General features: G+C 67.6%; 14 protein-coding genes. 8 read left to right on the top strand and 6 right to left on the bottom strand.

Features of this window, described 5'->3' with window-relative positions; genetic code table 11:
- Window positions 1-207: 207 nt before the first annotated feature.
- Window positions 208-1,644 (bottom strand): WS/DGAT/MGAT family O-acyltransferase, encoded by a 1,437-nt coding sequence (locus tag GORHZ_RS28050; protein ID WP_006339298.1) that lies wholly within the window; start codon window positions 1,642-1,644, stop codon window positions 208-210.
- A 168-nt stretch (window positions 1,645-1,812) separates the two neighbouring features.
- Here GORHZ_RS28050 and GORHZ_RS28045 point away from each other — a divergent pair, with 168 nt between their 5' ends.
- Window positions 1,813-2,388, top strand: coding sequence for a SanA/YdcF family protein (locus GORHZ_RS28045; RefSeq protein WP_040533917.1), 576 nt, complete (start codon window positions 1,813-1,815; stop codon window positions 2,386-2,388).
- Window positions 2,389-2,394: 6 nt separating this feature from the next.
- Here GORHZ_RS28045 and GORHZ_RS28040 read toward each other — a convergent pair whose 3' ends face one another.
- Together GORHZ_RS28040 and GORHZ_RS28035 are read right to left on the bottom strand one after the other, a co-directional pair.
- Window positions 2,395-3,627 (bottom strand): acyltransferase, encoded by a 1,233-nt coding sequence (locus tag GORHZ_RS28040; protein WP_006339295.1) that lies wholly within the window; start codon window positions 3,625-3,627, stop codon window positions 2,395-2,397.
- 140 nt (window positions 3,628-3,767) lie between these two features.
- Window positions 3,768-5,906 (bottom strand): acyltransferase family protein, encoded by a 2,139-nt coding sequence (locus GORHZ_RS28035; RefSeq protein WP_006339293.1) that lies wholly within the window; start codon window positions 5,904-5,906, stop codon window positions 3,768-3,770.
- 120 nt (window positions 5,907-6,026) lie between these two features.
- Between GORHZ_RS28035 and GORHZ_RS28030 the strand changes: the two genes are divergently transcribed.
- Entirely contained in the window at window positions 6,027-6,968 is a 942-nt protein-coding gene (locus GORHZ_RS28030; RefSeq protein WP_040533914.1) for an oxidoreductase, read from the top strand.
- A gap of 21 nt (window positions 6,969-6,989) precedes the next feature.
- Here the strand turns inward: GORHZ_RS28030 and GORHZ_RS28025 are convergent, their stop codons facing one another.
- Window positions 6,990-8,762 (bottom strand): glycoside hydrolase family 15 protein, encoded by a 1,773-nt coding sequence (locus GORHZ_RS28025; RefSeq protein WP_006339282.1) that lies wholly within the window; start codon window positions 8,760-8,762, stop codon window positions 6,990-6,992.
- Window positions 8,763-8,840: 78 nt separating this feature from the next.
- Between GORHZ_RS28025 and GORHZ_RS28020 the strand changes: the two genes are divergently transcribed.
- Window positions 8,841-10,202 carry a glucose-6-phosphate dehydrogenase gene (locus GORHZ_RS28020; RefSeq protein ID WP_040533913.1) on the top strand — a complete coding sequence of 454 codons (1,362 nt, stop codon included), beginning with the start codon at window positions 8,841-8,843 and terminating at the stop codon, window positions 10,200-10,202.
- Window positions 10,203-10,414: 212 nt separating this feature from the next.
- Window positions 10,415-11,233, top strand: coding sequence for an alpha/beta hydrolase (locus GORHZ_RS28015; RefSeq protein WP_006339279.1), 819 nt, complete (start codon window positions 10,415-10,417; stop codon window positions 11,231-11,233).
- Between the two features lie 131 nt (window positions 11,234-11,364).
- Here the strand turns inward: GORHZ_RS28015 and GORHZ_RS28010 are convergent, their stop codons facing one another.
- Window positions 11,365-11,949 carry a universal stress protein gene (locus tag GORHZ_RS28010; protein ID WP_006339277.1) on the bottom strand — a complete coding sequence of 195 codons (585 nt, stop codon included), beginning with the start codon at window positions 11,947-11,949 and terminating at the stop codon, window positions 11,365-11,367.
- A gap of 199 nt (window positions 11,950-12,148) precedes the next feature.
- On the opposite strand from GORHZ_RS28010, the gene GORHZ_RS28005 reads away from it, so the two are divergent.
- A complete protein-coding gene (locus GORHZ_RS28005; RefSeq protein WP_006339275.1) occupies window positions 12,149-13,297 on the top strand; it encodes a sensor histidine kinase in 1,149 nt (382 codons plus the stop codon).
- Window positions 13,294-13,992 carry a response regulator transcription factor gene (locus GORHZ_RS28000; RefSeq protein ID WP_006339273.1) on the top strand — a complete coding sequence of 233 codons (699 nt, stop codon included), beginning with the start codon at window positions 13,294-13,296 and terminating at the stop codon, window positions 13,990-13,992. The genes GORHZ_RS28005 and GORHZ_RS28000 overlap by 4 nt, the downstream gene beginning before the upstream one ends.
- A 9-nt stretch (window positions 13,993-14,001) precedes the next feature.
- Here GORHZ_RS28000 and GORHZ_RS27995 read toward each other — a convergent pair whose 3' ends face one another.
- On the bottom strand, window positions 14,002-16,071 hold the full coding sequence (locus GORHZ_RS27995; RefSeq protein ID WP_040533912.1) for a DUF2339 domain-containing protein: 2,070 nt from the start codon (window positions 16,069-16,071) through the stop codon (window positions 14,002-14,004).
- Between the two features lie 238 nt (window positions 16,072-16,309).
- On the opposite strand from GORHZ_RS27995, the gene GORHZ_RS27990 reads away from it, so the two are divergent.
- Window positions 16,310-16,897, top strand: a complete 588-nt coding sequence (locus GORHZ_RS27990; protein ID WP_040533911.1) for an IS607 family transposase — start codon at window positions 16,310-16,312, stop codon at window positions 16,895-16,897.
- Window positions 16,897-17,521: helix-turn-helix domain-containing protein (locus GORHZ_RS27985; protein WP_006339268.1), on the top strand; the 625-nt coding region annotated here is incomplete at its 3' end. The genes GORHZ_RS27990 and GORHZ_RS27985, both read left to right, overlap by 1 nt.

The raw sequence follows: 17,521 nt of genomic DNA, 5'->3' as shown, positions 1-17,521 counted from the left end.
GGCTGAAGCGCACGCGGGCCGACGTGTATTACAGGTAACCGTAGTTGCTTGCGCGGTTGAAGCGCTGCCAAGGTTTACCTAACCAACTCTCTGTCCCACGGCCGATGTCGTCGCAGAGGGCACTCACCTGCAACTTACTGCCAGGTCAGATGATCGGCGGCCGGATCGCTGTGACCAAGTTCGCACGCGTGGACCCTCCCGGCACGACTACCGCTTACCCCGATCGTTGATGCCGGCAACCTTTTCCATCTCCTCGAGGGCGGTGTCGAGGTGCGTCAGGATGCGCTGCAGACTCGGAAGTTCCTTGCGCGCTCCGATGATGCCGAAGTTGACGTGGTCGGCCGCCGTCGCCACCGTGATGTTGATGGCGAGTCCCTCCATCGCGATCGACACCGGGTAGATGCCATCGAGTCGGGCGCCGTTCCAGTACATGTGTTCGCGCGGTCCCGGCACGTTGCTGATGATGAGGTTGAACTGGGGCGACGTGTAGTCGACGAATCCGGGAATGGTGGCCAGGGCCAGCGGCGCGCCGCTGGCGACGCCGAACGCCAGTGCCTGCAGCGGCGACAGGTTGCGGATGATCTTCTTGGCGCTTCGGGTCGAGGACACCACCGTCGCCAGCCGCCGCTCCGGGTCGGGTTGGTCGGTGGCCAGGTTGGCCAGGATCAGGGTGACCTTGTTCCCCTCGGTGGAGATTTCCTGACGCATCGACACGGGAAGCGCGGCGAGCAGCGGCCCGTCGGGCAGGCTGTCCTGGTCGATGAGGTAGGAGCGCACCGCGCCCGAGCACATACCGACGACCACGTCGTTGAGGGTGATGTCGAGTGCGTCGGCGATCGCGCGCAGCCGTTCCAGCGGCCAACCCTGGGCCGCGAACCGTCGGGCGCTGCCGATCGACACGTTCAGCATGGTGTGCGGTGCCGGCACGAACGGTGAGGCGAAGTCGTCGTCGGTGATCGCGGTCCACGCGATCTTCGCGGCCGCCGGCGCCACGCCGACGAGTTGGCCCGCGACGTCGAGGGCCTGGCCCGCCACACCGACGGCCCGCCCGGCGAGTCGGGTCACGCCGCCGAACGACAGCAGCCCGGGTCCGGGTGTCTGGGGCTTGGGCTTCTTCGACCGGCTCAGCATCGGGTCGGTCATCGCGGTCCCGTTGCGGTCGTCGGGGTCGGTCGACAGGGTGTCCTGGAGCAGCCGCAGCGCCGACACCCCGTCCATGAGGGAGTGATGGATCTTGGTGTAGACCGCGACCCGCCCGTCCTCGAGGCCGTCGATGATGTGCAGCTCCCACATCGGCCGGGTGCGGTCGAGCAGCGCGCTGTGGTGCAGCGAGATATAGCGCAACAGTTCGCGGATCCGTCCTGGGTGGGGGAGGGTCGCCCGTCGGACGTGGTAATCGAAGTCGATGTCGTCGTCGTAGGACCAGGAGAGGTAGCCCATCAGCATCGCCGGTGGGGTGGGCCGCTTGCGGAAGAGCCGGCGGACGTTGCGGCATCCGTGGTAGGCCTCGAAGAACTCCTCGGCCAACTCGGTCCCCGTCTGGCCCTCACGCGGGATGAACAGCTGGAGGCCTCCGACGTGCATCGGCTGTTCCCGCGTCTCCGCGATCAGGAACATCGATTCGGTGACCGGCATGTAGGGCATGGGGGTGACCTCCGGGGCGCTCGGACGGGCGGGCGTGTGTCCACGTGGGGAGGTGGCGCCGGCCCGGCTCCTTCCAGTATCGACGCCGACAGACGCGTGGGCCCACAATTGGTGAGCAAGGTGACCAACGACCCACTTAACGTGAGAGGGGTGCGCCCGGTCTCCGTCGTGGTCCTGATCCTGCTCGTGGCGATCGAGCTGATCGTGACCATCGCGATGACCTGGACCCATCTGTCCTCGTCGGGTCGGGTCGTCGAGGCCTCCGCGATCAGGACCGACTCGACGCTGCTGGTGCTGGGCTCACTTGTGCACGACGGCGAGCCGGGCGACTATGTGCGGGGACGGCTCGACACGGCGGCGGCGCTCTTCACGACAGGTCGGGTGGACCGGATCATCGATTCGGGGAACGGCTCGGCCGCGGCCGGCGACGAACCGGCGGTGATGCGCGTTTACCTGGAGGCCCGCGGCGTCTCACCGGAGGTGATCGTCGACGACCCGCACGGGATCGACACCGACACGAGTTGCCGCCGCGCCCACGACGTCTACGGGGTGCGGCGCGCGGTCATCGTCACCCAGGACTTCCACCTGCCGCGGGCGATCGCGTTGTGTCGCCGCAGGGGCGTCGACGCCGTCGGGGTGGCCGCCGACTGTGACTGCCCGACGTGGACGCTGGTGCGCAATCACTTGCGCGAACTGCTGCTGGCCGGTCCGAACGCGCTGTTGGCCGTTGTGCGGCCGGGGTGAGTGCGGTCAGTGCGTCGCGCGTCGCAGCGGCAGGCGGGGGCGCCCGGTCAGGTACCGCGATCCCGGCAGCCGGCGCAGGATCTCCACCAGCAGCAGCGACCCGAGGATTGTCGCGAGGTAGGTGACGATCGTGCCGAGCGGCTGCCCGAATGTCGCCAGCACCCACGGCTGGTCGCCGGATCGGGGTCGCAGGACGAAGAACAGCACCAGCACGTGCGCGAGGAATACGCCGAAGGAACGGTTCGCCCCGAACGACACCGCCCGGGCGAAGCGGGGGGTGAAGTCGCGCCAGTGCTCGGCCCAGTGTGTGGCGGCCGCGTACAGGCACGCGATCATCACGATGATGAACGGCAGCAGGTAGGGGAAGAAGGCCGAGTTGCTGGAGTGGACGGGTTCGTCGCCGAACCACACGCCGCCGAGGTACACGCCGACGGCCAACGCGCCGGTTCCCACCAGCGCCCCGAACAGCCACCACCCCTTGCCCGACAGCCAGTCGGCGATGGCCTCGCGGTGCGCGGCCGCGACGGCCCCGTAGAGGATGAAGAACTGATACGGCACGAATGTCGCGTAGTGGTGCCACCAGTACCCGGCGATCTCGGCCGGCGGATGCCAATAGGTGATGGTGTAGGTGATCGCCACCTGCACCGCCAGGCTGGCACCCAGCAGGATCGCGTGCCGGCCGGCCGTCGCCCGCACCAGCCACAGGACCAGCGGGAACAGCAGGTACACCTGCAGCATCACGAACAGGAAGTACATCTGGAAGCCCGACAGTCCCCAACCGGCCAGACGGGCGAACTCCTCGAGGCCGCCGATCGGGTTCGACAACACGTCGCCGACCCGGTCGCGGGCCCAGACGTCCTTGACGATCCAGTAGATCGCCGACCAGATCAGGTACGGGAAGATCACCAGGCCGAGGCGCCGGCGCCAGAACTCGATGGTGCTGAATCCCGGGCGGTCGAAGTACTGATACATCAACACGTAGCCGGTCAGCGCGAAGAACATGTTGCGGGTCGCGTGAAACAGCAGTGACGTCGTGTTGACCGGCAGGCTGTTCATCTCGTCGGTGGTCTGCGTCAGGCAGTGTACGAAGATCACCAGGGAGAACGTGGTGACCCGGATCAGGTCGAGATGATGCAGGTAGGCGCGTTTGCCGACGTCGCGGACCGTCCGCTCGGCGAGCAGCGTCGAGCCGGTCGCCGCCGCGGTGGAGTTCCGCTCCTCGGGCACCTGCGTGGTCATCTGCGCGTCTCAACCCCAACTGTCGAACGTCATTGTGTGCGAGCGAATTCATCCCCCACTGGGCGCTCGCGCCGAGCCCAGCGTTGTTCGACACCCTAACAGTCGACCCTGAGAGACGCTGTGATGCGAATCTCCGCAGGTCACCACCAGTGCAATGACTGTGCGAGATCGGCCTCGAGCGCCGGGATCAGGCTGCGCACGAACGTCGCGGACAGATGGTGGTAGTCGTGCCAGACGACGATGTTGCCGACCACCGCCGGGCAGTACGTCGCATCGCACATCCCGTCGGAGTAGTCGAGGAAACTCATGTTCGGGTAGTCGGCCGCGATCGCGGCGGTGGGGTCGGTCGGCGCGAGCGCGCGATCCCGTTCCACGCCGCAGACCTGCGGCTTGTTGCCCTCGGCGAGACACTCGGGGGGCTTGAGCTGCCCGTGCGCCCACGGGTTGTCCCGGACCGCGACGACCCGCTGACCGCGGTCACGGAATTGGGCGAAGATCTCCCGGTAGTCCTGCGGGACGAAGTCGCCGGGCGCTTGCCCCTCCACCGGTCGCGTCGAGTTGGTGAACACCACGTCGGGCCGGTCGATGGCGAGGCGGTCCATGACCTGGCGCGACCAGTCGTTGCACTGGTAGTACTTCTGCCCGAACCAGATGAACACGTGGCTGGTCGTCAGGGCACAACCCACCTTCAGGTAGGTGGTCACCGTGAATCCGTGGCGTTTGCCGATGTCATCGAGAGCGGTGATCCAGTACTCCGCGTGCGAGCCACCGACGAGTGCGATCGTGCGGCCGGCGGTCGGGTCGCCGTAGACCCCGACCTTGATCGACGGGTCCTTCCAGCCGCTGATCACCGCGTCGGAGGTGGTGATCGGCCAGTCCTTCGCCACGACCTCGGGGCCGGGCTGGGGATCGACCTTTGGCACGGGCACGCCGTCGAGGAAGGCCCGCGCGCCCGGATAGATCCGCGGGTCGAGATTCTCTGTGCTCACGGTGGCGTTGGCCGCGTCGCGTTGCCAGACGACGACGGTGGCCCCGGCGACGAGGGACGCGATCACGATCAGCGCGATCAACCCGCGCCGATACCGCGGACCCAGGGCGTTGTCTTTACCCGCGCGCAGCGGCGCTTCGATGAACCGAGTCGTTGCCCACGCCAGCACCACCGACACCGCGAGGATCGCGGTGCCCTCCAGCCAGCCGACATCGTCCTGATATCGCCAGGTCAGATAGAAGATCAGCAGCGGCCAATGCCAGAGGTACAGCGCGTAGGCGATCGACCCCAACCACACCAGACGCGGATGAGCGAGTGCGCGGCTCACCGAACCGGGACCCGCGGCGGGTGCGGGGCGGGTCGCCGCCGATCCGGTCCAGATCAGCATCAGCGTCGCCCCGACCGGGACCAGAGCCATCGCGCCCGGATACTGCTGCACGCCCGCGATCCACCAACCGCAGGTCACGATCAGAGCGAGCGCGACCACACCGAGGGTGTCGCGCAGCCAACCGCCCAGCGCGATCCGCGGTATCCACACGGCCAGCAGACCACCGGCCAGCGGCTCCCACAGGCGCGCGAGGGTGTCGTAGTAGTTGAACGGCTGGTTCACGCCGTGGCGGTAGTTCGCCCAGGCGAACGAGAACACCGCGACCGCGAGCAGTGCCGACCCGACGATGCCGCGGATCACCGACGGGTTGGTCAGTGCCGAGAATCGACGCGACAGCGTCCGCAGGATCCCGCCGAGGGCCAGCGCGCACACCAGCGTCAGCACGAAGAACTGTCCCTGCATCGACATCGACCACAGGTGCTGGAGAGGGCTGATCGCCGAGTCGGCGGCCTGATAGTCCTGCGAGTCCAACGCGAGATGCCAGTTCTGGTAGTACAGGGCGCTGGCCTGCACCTCGGCGCCGAGCGGTCCCCACCGCGTCGTGGGCATGACCAGCGCGATCAGCGCGGTGATCACGGCCAGGACCACCAGCAGCGCCGGCAGCAGCCGTCGGGCCAGCCGCCACAACCGAGGCCACGGATTGACCGCCCGATTCCAGGAGACCGACGCCGGTTGTGTCGCGAGGACATGTTTGAGCAGCGACGCGACGAAGAAATAGCCGGACAGCGTGAGGAAGACGTCGACGCCACCGGACACCCGACCGAACCAGACATGGAAGATCGCCACCAGTGCGATCGCGATCCCGCGCAGCCCGTCGAGGTCCGGGCGGTAGCCGGACGTGTTCCCGGTCGCGGCGTCCTCGTTGGGCGTCGCGGTTTTCCCGGAGGTCAGGGCCGTGCTCACAGCCAGGGATGCTACGCAGCCGGGTTCTCCTGACCTAACTCATCGACGGTGCGTCGACGGTGTCGCGGCACAACGCTGGGTATCGTGAGTCATCTCTCGGCGCAGGGGAGGAACGCATCGATGACACCGAATGGGTGGACGCCGGCGCGGGCACCGCGCATGGACGGCAAGGTCGTTGTCGTCACCGGGGCGAACTCCGGTGTCGGTCTCGAGACCGCGCGTCACCTCGCCCGCCTCGGCGGCCAAGTGGTGATGGCCTGCCGACACTCAGGTGCCGCCGCGGCGGCGAGGATCGACATCCTCCGAACCGTGCCGACCGCGTCGGTGGAGATCGTGCAGCTCGACCTCGCTGATCTGGCATCGGTGCACAAGGCCGCCGACGAGATCACAACCACCCACCGGTCGGTCGACGTCCTGATCAACAACGCCGGCGTGATGGCGGGGAGCCGCCAGCTGACCGTGGACGGCTTCGAGATGGACTTCGGCACCAGCTTCCTCGGTCACTTCGCGCTCACCGGACTCCTGCTCGCCCCGCTGTTCGCCGCCGAAGCCGCCCGGGTGGTGACCGTCGGCAGTAACGCCCACCGCGCGGGCCGGATCGATTTCGACGATCTGACGATGGCGCGTTCGTTCAGTCCGGCCCGCGCCTACGGGCGTGCGAAGTTCGCGCAACTGGTCTTCGCGGTCGAATTGCAGCGGCGCCTCACCGCCGCCGGCCGGACCTGGCCCATCTCGGTGGCCGCGCATCCGGGGGCCACCCACAGCGGTGTGATGCGCAATCAGAGCCGTCTGCTGCAATGGCTGTTCACCACTCCGTCGCTGCACTGGGCGCGCCGCACCTTCGTCATGGAAGGCGTCGACGGGGCGCTGCCGTCGGTCCGGGCGGCGACCGATCCCGGTGTCCTCGGCGGTCAGTACTACGGCCCGGCCGGTCCGCTGCACCTGTCCGGTCCGCCGATCCTGGTCGCGGCGAAGGATGACGTGTACGACGCGGAACTCGGACGACGTCTGTGGGACACCGCTACGGAACTCACCGGGGTGTACTGGTCGCTGTCAGGGTGAGGAAGTGCGCGCTTGCCAGCCCTACCCCTGCCCGGACAGCGCATCCGCGGCACGGACCAGCGCCAGGTGTGACAGCGCCTGGGGCATGTTCCCGGCCTGTCGCCGGTTACCGACGTCGTATTCCTCGGAGAACAAGCCGACGTCGTTGGCGGTCGCGCACGCCCGTTTCATCAGGGCCAGCGCGTCGTGGCGGCGGTCGCTCATCGCGTACTGGGTGACGAGCCAGAAACTACACGCGAGAAAGGGATGTTCGCTGCCACTGAGCCCGTCGACACCGGTGTCGGTGCTATAGCGCAGGACCAGACCGTCGCGCATCAATGTGCGTTCGATCTCGGCCACCGTCGCCAGCATGCGCGGATCTGTCGCGGCACAGAATCCGACCTGGGGCAGCAGCAACAGTGAGGCGTCGACCTGATCGGTACCCGCGAACTGGACGAACCGTCCGGTCACCGGATCGACGCACTCGGTGTCGATCTCGGAGCGCACCCGGTCGCGCAGGTCGCGCCAGTGATCGGGCGATCCGTTGAGACCGAACTCCTCGACGGCCCGCACGCCGCGGTCGAAGGCCGCCCAGATCATCGCACGCGACTGGGTGAACATCCGCGGCTCGCCCCGCATCTCCCAGATCCCGTTGTCCAGCCGTTCCAGATTGGCCTCGACCTCTTCGAGCAGCGACTTCTGGAGTGACCACGAGAAGACCCCCTCCTGGAGACCTGCGGTGCGCGCGGACTCGAGGCCCACCATGACCTCACCGATGACATCGCCCTGGTACTGGTGTACCGCACCGTTTCCCACCCGAACGGGTGCGGAACCCTCATATCCGGGCAGACTTCGCAGCTCGCGCTCGGGCAATTCGCGTTCGCCGGCGATGCCGTACATGATCTGCACATCGCCGGGGTTTCCCGCGACCGTGCGCAGCAGCCACATCCGCCAATGCTCGGCAACGCCGAGGAACCCATGTCGGACAAAGACATCCAGCGTCAGGGACGCGTCCCGCAGCCAGACGTAGCGGTAGTCCCAATTACGTGCCCCGCCGAATTGCTCCGGTAGCGAGGTCGTTGCGGCGGCGACGATGCCGCCGGTGTCCAGATGGGTGAGGGCACGCAGGATCACCAGGGAACGGACCACCTCCTCGTGATGCGGGCCGGAATGATCGATCCGACTCGCCCACTTCGTCCACCAGTCGCGCGTGTGCGCCAAAGCGGTGTCGACGTCGAGCGGGCCGGGTTCGGGCCGGTAGGAGTGATACCACGTCAGCGTCAGATCCAGCGTGATCGTCGGTTCGACGGTGAAAAACGCGCGGTGCACGCTGCCGTCGGCATGCAGCTCCACTCCCCGGACCACGACGGCATCCGGTCCGGCGATACCCCGCAACGCCGGCCCCTTGGTGTCGCCGACCTGAAGCACCCATGGCAAGGCGCGCGCATAGTCGAGCCGCAACCGGAGTTCGGTGATGAACTCCACGTATCCGGAGACGCCGACGACCCGGCGGACCAGGTCGACCCGGCCACCATCGACCGGCATGAACTCGTGCACCTCGGCTGTACCGGTGGAGGTCTCCCACCGTGTGATCAGGACGAGGGTGTCGTCGTCATAGCGGCGCGTGGCGCGGGCATCGGGGTCGGTCGGGGTCAGCCGCCACGATCCGTGTTCCTCCGTGCCGAGCAGCGCGGCGAAGATCGACTTGGAGTCATACCGTGGGACACACAGCCAGTCGACGCAACCGTCACGGGACACCAACGCCGCGGTCCGACAATCGCCGACCAGTGCGTAGTCCTCGATGCGAGCACCCATGCACTCGATTGTCACGGTCAGACCGGGCGACCGCTGAGTTTTCACCGGAGAATGTCGCGAGTCGGGTTACCGTCGGATATGCCCACGACGACTTTGTTCATCTTCGGCGCAAACGGCGACCTGACCTCACGACTGCTGCTGCCCGCATTGGGGCAGTTGCTCACCCTGGAGCCGGATCGCGGCATCCACCTCGTCGGGGTGGGTCAAGAGACGGGGACCGACGACGATTGGCGAAAGCGGGTCACGGAGTGCTTCGACGACGATGCCGGACCCACGGCCCGGCGGGTGGCGCAGGAATCGCGGTACCTACAGGCCGATGTCACGCAGTCTGATGAGTTGCGAACGGTGTTCGCTGCGGCGCGCGGACCGGCGGTGCTCTACTTCGCCGTCCCGCCGTCCATCGCGCAGAAGTCGTGCGATGCGATGTCCGGTGTCGACATCCCGGACGGGACCATTTTGGCCCTCGAGAAGCCCTTCGGCAGTGACGAGTCCAGCGCTCGAGACTTCAATCACATGCTGGCGCAACTGGTTCCGGAGAACCAGGTGTTCCGGGTGGATCACTTTCTGGGGCAGTCGATCCTGCTCGACGTGTTCGGTGTGCGGTTCGCCAACCGGGTCTTCGAACCGGTGTGGTCGGCCGAGCACATCGAGTCGGTGGTCATCCGCTATGACGAGCCACTCGGGCTGGAAGGCCGGGCCGGATACTACGACTCCGCAGGCGCCCTCAAGGACATGTTGCAGAGCCATCTGCTGCAGATACTCGCCGTCGTCGCGATGGACCCGCCCGCCACACTGGACGAGCGCGATCTCCGCGACGCGACCACCGCGGCACTGCGCGCCACGCATGTGTGGCATGACGATCCGGTGAAATCCTCGCGGCGCGCGCGTTATACGGCGGGCGAGGTGGGCGGCGAGATGCTACCCGCATACGTCGACGAGAATGGGGTCGACCCGGCCCGTGGGACCGAGACCCTGGCCGAGGCGACCTTCGCCGTCGATACCGCCCGGTGGCAGGGCGTGCCGTTCATCCTCCGCTCGGGCAAGGCGCTCGATCCGGCCGTCAAGGAGATCGCCCTCACCTTCCGGCAGGTCCGGCATCTGCCCCATCAGTTCACCGGCGCCACCTCGCCCGATGTGTTGAGCTTCCGTTTCGGACCGGATGAGCTTTCGCTACACATCAACGTCCACAAGGGGACTCAGCCGTTCGAACTGCATCGCTCAGCGGTGACCGCCGACCTCGGCGAGGGCTCGATGCGCGCCTACGTCGAGGTGCTCTCCGGAATCCTCGACGGTGATGCCACCCTCGCGGTTCGCGGCGACGCCGCCGAACAGTGCTGGCGGATCGTCGCGCCGATCATCGATGCCTGGCGGGACGGCAAGGTACCGCTCGACGACTACCCGGCCGGCTCGAGCGGCCCGGCGAGTTGGCGTCCTGTGTGACACGGTTTGCGAGGCTCCTGCTCACCGATTTCGTTCCTGCTCACCGAATCTGACCCGATTGGGTGAGCAGGAAGCGATTGGGTGAGCAGGACCGGTTTCGATGAGCGGGAACCGGGGACCGGGCGCGACGACGCGGGGCTTTCGGCGGGCGGGCGGATCTTCTACCCTCGATTGGGAACCCACCCGACGATGATCTGCACGGAGGTGCCATCGTGCCCACAGATGCCCCGATCCCCGTCGTGTTCATCCATGGACTCTGGATGCACGCCTCGTCGTGGCAACCCTGGGTGGACCGCTTCACCGCGGCCGGTTATGCGCCGACCGCGCCCGGCTGGCCCGGCGATGCCGAGACCGCCGAGGCGACGAGGGCCAACCCGTCGGCCCTCGACAACGTCGGTGTCACGGCGGTGACCGATCATTTCGCCTCGCTGATCGCCGACCTCCCCGCCCCGCCCATCGTCGTCGGCCATTCCTTCGGAGGCCTGATCGCACAGAAACTGTTGGGCAGCGGCGCGGCGCGGGCATGCGTGGCGATCGCCCCCGCCCAGTTCCGTGGTGTCTACAAACCGCCGCCGCTGGTGCAGCTGAAATCCGTTGCGCCCATTCTCAGCCGTCCGTGGTTGCGGGGCAAGACCTGGTCACACACCGCCGACAGCTACCACGCCACCTTCGCGAACACCGTCGACCGTGCCGAATCCGACGAGATCTTCGCCAACCATGTCATCCCGGCACCGGCACGCCCTCTGTTCGAGGCCGCCGTCGCCAACTTCGTGCCGCACAGCCCGGCCTCGGTGGATCTGAAGGCGCAGCGCGGCCCGCTGCTGATGATGGCCGGAGGGCAAGACCGTACGGTGCCGCAGTCAACGGTGGAGGACGCCTACAAGGCGCAGCAACGTAATTCCGCGCCCACCGAGCTGAAGGTCTACCCGTCGCGGGGACACAGTGCCCCCGCCGACCACGGGTGGAGTGAACTGGCCACCGACGCCCTCGAGTTCTTGACCACTCACGGCCACGGTCCGTCGGGTTCGTAGCGACCGGTACCCGGCGTGAACGCCTTTCGGTCCTCTCCGCAGCGGTGCCGAAAGGAATGTCCTGCTCGTGGTCTCCCCAGGTGGTGCGGGGCGGAGCGCCTGTGACAACGACCCGGTGTGTTGAATGGCGGTCAGCCATGCGCGACCCCGACCCCCGTCGGGTCCCAGACCGGACGGCTCGACGAGCGGCCCGCGCCGGCGGTGACCGTGGTGCCGCTTGCGGCGTAGAGGAATGTCGTGCCGTCGGTGACGAATAGATCGGCCTCGGAACCGACACGGCGTCGCAGAGCGCGGGCCAGCGCACCCGGACCCGGGCCGTTCATCCCGAGGATCACCGCCGACGCATCTAGATCCGCCGCTGCGCGCGCGAGAACGGTGACGGGATCACCGGTTTCCGTGCGGATTCGGATCTGTCGGGCGCATTCTCGCTGCGCAGTCTCGGCGGCGTGTCGCAACAGCTCGTCGGTGGTGGCCTCCGGCGTCAGCAGGTAGGCCTCGGACTTTAGCGCGTCGTGCAGGAAGGTGGTCGGCTGCGCGCGCCGTCTGCGCCGTGTGACCGCGCACACCAGCACCAGCTCGATCGTGGGATCGAGGGTTCTCGCAGATGCGGTGACTGCGCGCAGGGACGCGTCGGTACCCGTATATCCCACGATGACCGGTCCGCGTCCACAGCTGACGCCGTCGACCTGTTCCCACCGTCCGCGGTATGTGGTCATGCCCAGCCTCATGATGGAATCTCGCCTCACTTCGTCGTTGTCCGTGGCGATCTCGCACACTCTCGACGCTATGGGGACCGGAGATCGTGATCTGCATGCCGGAGGCGGTGATCGTCTCCACCCACGGGTGGAGTGTTGCGTCCGCCGTGAGGTGGATGTCCGCATGAGCGGCAGTCCCTATAGTGGGGTGGTGGCAAGCGTGGTGGGGGCACTGCGGCGCAGGCTCGTCCTGGCCGGCGGCGATTATCCGCTGCTGTATCCGGTAGTGGTTCTGGGCGGGTCCACCGCCGTCACGATCACCGCTGTGCTGCAACGGTATCCGTTCGATCGGCCGTGGTGGGTCGGCGCGGCAGTCGTATGCGCGCTGACGACGCTGGTCCTGGATCTGACCGTCGCGAAATCCCCGCTGTGTGCCGTGCCGGTGATGCTCTCGACGGTGTGCTTTCTGATGGTCCCGGTGCCCACGGATGTCGCGCCGCTGCAGCTGGCGCTCGTCACCGCGATCGCGGCGGGGATGTATGCACTCCGGACCGGGCTGGTCGTGGCAGCGGTGTCGACCGCGGTCATCGTCGTGTTCGGTGTGGCCGGCACGCTGGAATCCCCGGCGGTCTACCTGCTCGCGGTCGCCTGCGGCTGGCTCATCGGCTACATGGTGCTCATCCAGAAATGTCTGGCGGACAACCAGGCACGAGAACTCCGGGCCCGCGCCGACCGCGCGGCCGGCGAGGAACGACGGCGGATCGCACGCGAGATCCACGACGTCATCGCCCACTCGCTGTCGATCACCATGCTTAATGTGACCGGCGCCCGGCGTGCGCTCGAACAGGACGACGATCGTGCCGAGGCGCTCGAGGCGTTGACCGACGCGGAGCGGCAAGGGCGGCAGGCGATGACCGAGATCCGCAACATCGTCCATGTCCTCGGTGGCGAGGACTCGCCCACGGCTCCGGTCCCCGGTGCGACCGACCTGATGGCGTTGATCGACGATTATCGAAAGGCAAGAATCGAAATCGACTTTCGCCTCGACGGTGACCTCGACGCAGTGTCCGCGCCGGTCGGGGCGGCGCTCTATCGCATCGTGCAGGAGTCACTCGCGAACGTCGTCAAACATTCGGTTACCCAGCGCGCGGCGGTGGCGGTGTCGGTCGACGACGATGTCGTCGTGTGCGTGCGGAACCCGTGCCCGGAGAACCGACGGCCGGCTCCCGACGGTACGGGTGTCAAGGGGATGATGCAGCGGGCGGAGCTGCTCGGTGGGCAACTCGAGGCGAGCTGCAGCGACGGTACCTGGTCGGTGCGCGGGACGATGCCGACGTTTGCCACGTCGCATCAAGGGGTGGCGTCATGACGGTGGTGGGGCGGAGCGAGCCTGCGGCTCCGGTCATCCGCGTGCTCCTGGTCGATGATCAGGAACTCATCCGCACCGGTCTCCGCCGAATCCTGCGCGCCAAGGACGGATTCGAGATAGTCGGCGAGTGCGCCGACGGCTCGGAGGTGCTGGCGGCCATCGCGTCAAACACCCCGGACATCGTGGTGATGGACCTGCGCATGCGTCATGTCGACGGGATCACCGCGACGTCGATGGTGCGGACACTTCGGGAACCGCCACCGGTGCTGGCGTTGACGACTTTCGACGACGACAAGCTGCTGTCGGGGGTTCTGCGCGCGGGGGCCGCCGGGTTCATTCTGAAGGACTCACCGGCCGAGGCGCTCATCTGGGCGGTGCGCGCCGTCGTCCGCGACGGTGCCTTCCTGGATCCGGCGGTCACCGGACGGGTGCTGCAGGGGTTCCGGCACGCCGGCCCGGACCGGTCAGCCGAGACGCCACCGGACCTGACCGACCGCGAGACCGACGTGTTGCGGTTGATGGCGCGCGGCCGGACCAACGCGGAGATCAGCGCGGACCTGCACGTTTCGGAGGTCACCGTGAAGAGCCACATCAACCACATCTTCACCAAACTCGATCTGCGCGACCGCGCCGCTGCCATCGTGTACGCGTTCGACAACTCCCTCGTCCTGCCGGATTACGGCAGCCAACGGTAGAGCTCACGGCTACTTCGTTCGCGTGTCGGCCGGCGGGCGGGACTCGTCGGAGTCGAGTGATTGGGCGTAGGGAACCCCCAGCGCGAGCAGCAGCAGACCGACGACGATGAAGGCGATCACCCGGAACACCCCGTCGAGGGCGGCGAGGTCGAACAGGAACAGTTTCGCGACGGCGGCGACGATGATCGCCAGGCTCACCGTCAGGGTGAGGGCCCGGGCGCTGCCGCGCTGGTGACGGGCCCACAGCAGCCCGGCCGCTGCTGCGAGGACCCAGAGGATGGTGGCTGCGGCGTGTCCGCCCCGGAAGCCCTCGTCGGTTCCGCCGGTGATGACTGCGGCGAGCCCGACGCAGATCTGGGTGACGAGCCACAGCACGATCACGCCGCCGATCGTCCCGACGATGCCGACGTTCTGCCCGGTGAGGGACCTGCCCCACAGCCAGGTGAGGAGGACGACGGCCGCGAGCGCGATCACCGCGACGATGAGGAGCTTCGCGTGGTCGGCGGTTTCCAGGTCGTTCTCTGGCATCAGCTGATCGATCGCACCGATCAGGAGCATCGAGAGCAGCGCGATGGCGGTGAGCACGGTGGCGATGACCCGTAGCGGTAGCGCCATCTCCTTCGTCGTGCCCGCGGCAACGGCGGTGAGTAGACCCAGCGTGGCGATGCCGATACTCATGCCGGCATCGGTGAGAGTGGAGCCGAGCGCGGCCAGCGCGGTGATCGCGGCTGCCGACAACCACACGATCCGCACCGGCCGGGTGAGCGTGGGGAATCGGCCACCGGTGAAGGCCAGCGCCGCGAGAACCACCGTCGCCGAGGCGAGCAGTGTTGTGGCGACCCCACCCTCGGTCACGTTGGCCGCCCCGATCATCGGCACGATGGCCGCCGCCGACACCAGGGCGAGGATCAGTGGTCGGGTCGAGGTGCGTAGCAGGATGATCGCCGAGCCGAGGGCCAGTAACAGATTGATCGACACCGCGACCACGAACAGCAAACGATCTTCGTCGGGGACGAAGGCGGAGACGTGGAACAGTGGCAGGGTGGCGACCGCGGTGTTGACGGCGAACATGGCCGTCCAGTCGCGGCCCACCTGAATCCAGAGGGTGGCTGCCGCGTAGGTGAGCAGGAATCCGATGAGTAGCGCGTTCGGGCCGTCGGTGAGGAACGGTGCGAACACCACCAACGGGATACCGACCATCAGCCCGAGGGTCTGACTGTTCCAGAGGTGTGCGACGGCCAGACCGCCGGCCGCGAGAACGGCGGCCGCGATGAGGGCGACGGGCGCCGGCAACCAGTGGTAGATGGCCGTCGCGGCCAGCACGTCGAACAGTGCCGTCGCCACACCGGTGGCGACCAATGCCATGGCGCCGGGACGCTTACGGGTGTCCCGCCCGAGGTACACACCGGCGCCGAAGAGCGCCGCGGCGAGCACCCCGCCGCCGGCGACCCGGATCCCGGGGCTCAACAGGCCGGCTTGTGCGGCGAGCACCAGCATGAACACCACCCCGATGAGGGTGATGGTCACACCAACTGCGGCCAGCAGTTTGCCGATGAGCCCACGCTCCCCGGCGGCCGCGATCTGCTCCGACAGCGTCCGGCGAGGCCGCGGCTGATATGGCGCACCGGGCGCACCCGGACCCGGCACACCCGGCGCAGGTGGCCGCGGGCCGGGTGGGTACGGAGAGGGCGCCGGCGGAACCGGTCCGGGCGGTGGGAACTGTCCCGGGGGATAAGGCGGCGGGGGATACGGACCGCCTGCGTACTGGCCGGGCACCTGCGGATACTGAGGCGGGGGATAAGCCCCCGGCTGCGGGTATTGCGGCGGGGGCGGGCCCACCCTCGGCGGTGCGGGTTGTGGGGCGACCGGTGTGGCTTGCGGGGCGACCGGTGTGGTCATCTCGGTGGGGTGGCGCGGCGTCGTGCCGGGGCTGATCGATGCCGACGGGGCGGTCAGGAGGGCTTCCAGTGTCGCCATGTCGTCGGACACCGTCGTCATGCGGAGGACGATGTCGGCGAACTCGCCGCTGATGCGGTGCATCACGTCGGCTGCCGAGTCGGATGCGGGCGTAGCGTTCATGCATACAGTCTCGGGCCTCGGCGGCCAAGAGGGCATGAGTATCGCTACGCATGTCGAGTGCGTAGCGCCAACCTGTAGGTTCCGCTCGTAGCGCACGAATGCGCCTGAAACCGGTGGCGCGGGACCTGACCGCTCGTCGGGGCTCCTGCGCGGACCGAACATTCACATGCGCCAGGGGGTTGTGAACTGTTTAGCCTGGTGTGAGTTTTCGTGATCGAATGTGTGTTTTGGTGAGTGTGTGAAGTTGGCTGAGTGGGCGTGGACGCAGGGTGTGCATCCGCAGACTTCGTACAGGTGGTTTCGTGAGGATCGGATGCCGGTGCCTGCTCGTCGTCTTGAGTCGGGGACGATCTGGGTGGAAGCGCCTGCGGCAGAAGAGCGCGGCCGAACCGTTGTGTACGCGCGGGTGTCGTCGCATGATCAGCGTGCTGACTTGGACCGTCAGGTCGCGCGGCTCACGCAGTGGGCTACTGCGAACGGCCACGAGGTCGGGGAGGTGGTGACTGGGCTCGGGTCTGGGTTGAACGGGAAGCGACCGGAGATTCGGCGGGTGCTGTCGGACCCGTCTGCGAGTGTGGTGGTTGTGGAGCATCGCGATCGCCTGGCTCGTTTCGGGGTCGAGTACCTGGAGGCAGCTCTGTCGGCGCAGGGTCGTCGGATCGTGGTGACTGATGAGGGCGAGACCGAGGATGATCTGGTCGGGGACATGATCGAGGTGTTGACGTCGATGTGCGCGCGGCTTTATGGGCGTCGTGGTGCGCGGAACCGGGCGATGCGCGCGGTCACTGCGACCAAATACGACGAGCCGGTCGAGGCGTCCTTCTGATGGCCAGGTTCGAGATCCCTCGGGGTTGGACGGCGCAGGCATACACGTTCGCGGTCGATCCCACGCCGGCGCAGGTGCGGGCGTTCCGGTCTCATGCAGGTGGCGCGCGCACGGCGCACAACACGATGCTCGCGGTGGTGAAGGCGGTGCTGGATCAGCGGGCAGCAGAGCGTTCCTACGGGCTCGCTGAGGAGGAGTTGACGCCGTCGTTGAATTGGTCGCTGGCCGGTCTGCGTAAGGAGTGGAACGCCCGCAAGGGCGAGGTAGCGCCGTGGTGGGCCGAGAACTCCAAGGAGGCCTACAGCACTGGCCTCGACAGTCTGGCTCGCGGCCTGGACGCGTGGAGCAAGTCCCGCGCCGGTGAGCGGGCTGGGAAGACCGTCGGGTTCCCGCGCTTCACGACCGCGCGGTCACGGAGGTCGGTGCGGTTCACCACCGGAACCATCCGGGTCGAACCCGACCGGCATCACGTCACGTTGCCCAGGATCGGCCGGATCAAGACCCACGAGTCCACCCGCAAGCTCGCCCGCCGCGTCGAGGCGGGTACCGCCCGGATCTTGTCGGCCACCGGAGTCCGAAGACTCCTCGGGACGGTGGCATGTGGCCTTCCAGGTCCTCGTGCGG

The sequence above is a fragment of the Gordonia rhizosphera NBRC 16068 genome (genome assembly GCF_000298195.1).
Lineage (GTDB): Bacteria > Actinomycetota > Actinomycetes > Mycobacteriales > Mycobacteriaceae > Gordonia > Gordonia rhizosphera.
This window is presented reverse-complemented; position numbering and strand designations above follow the sequence as displayed.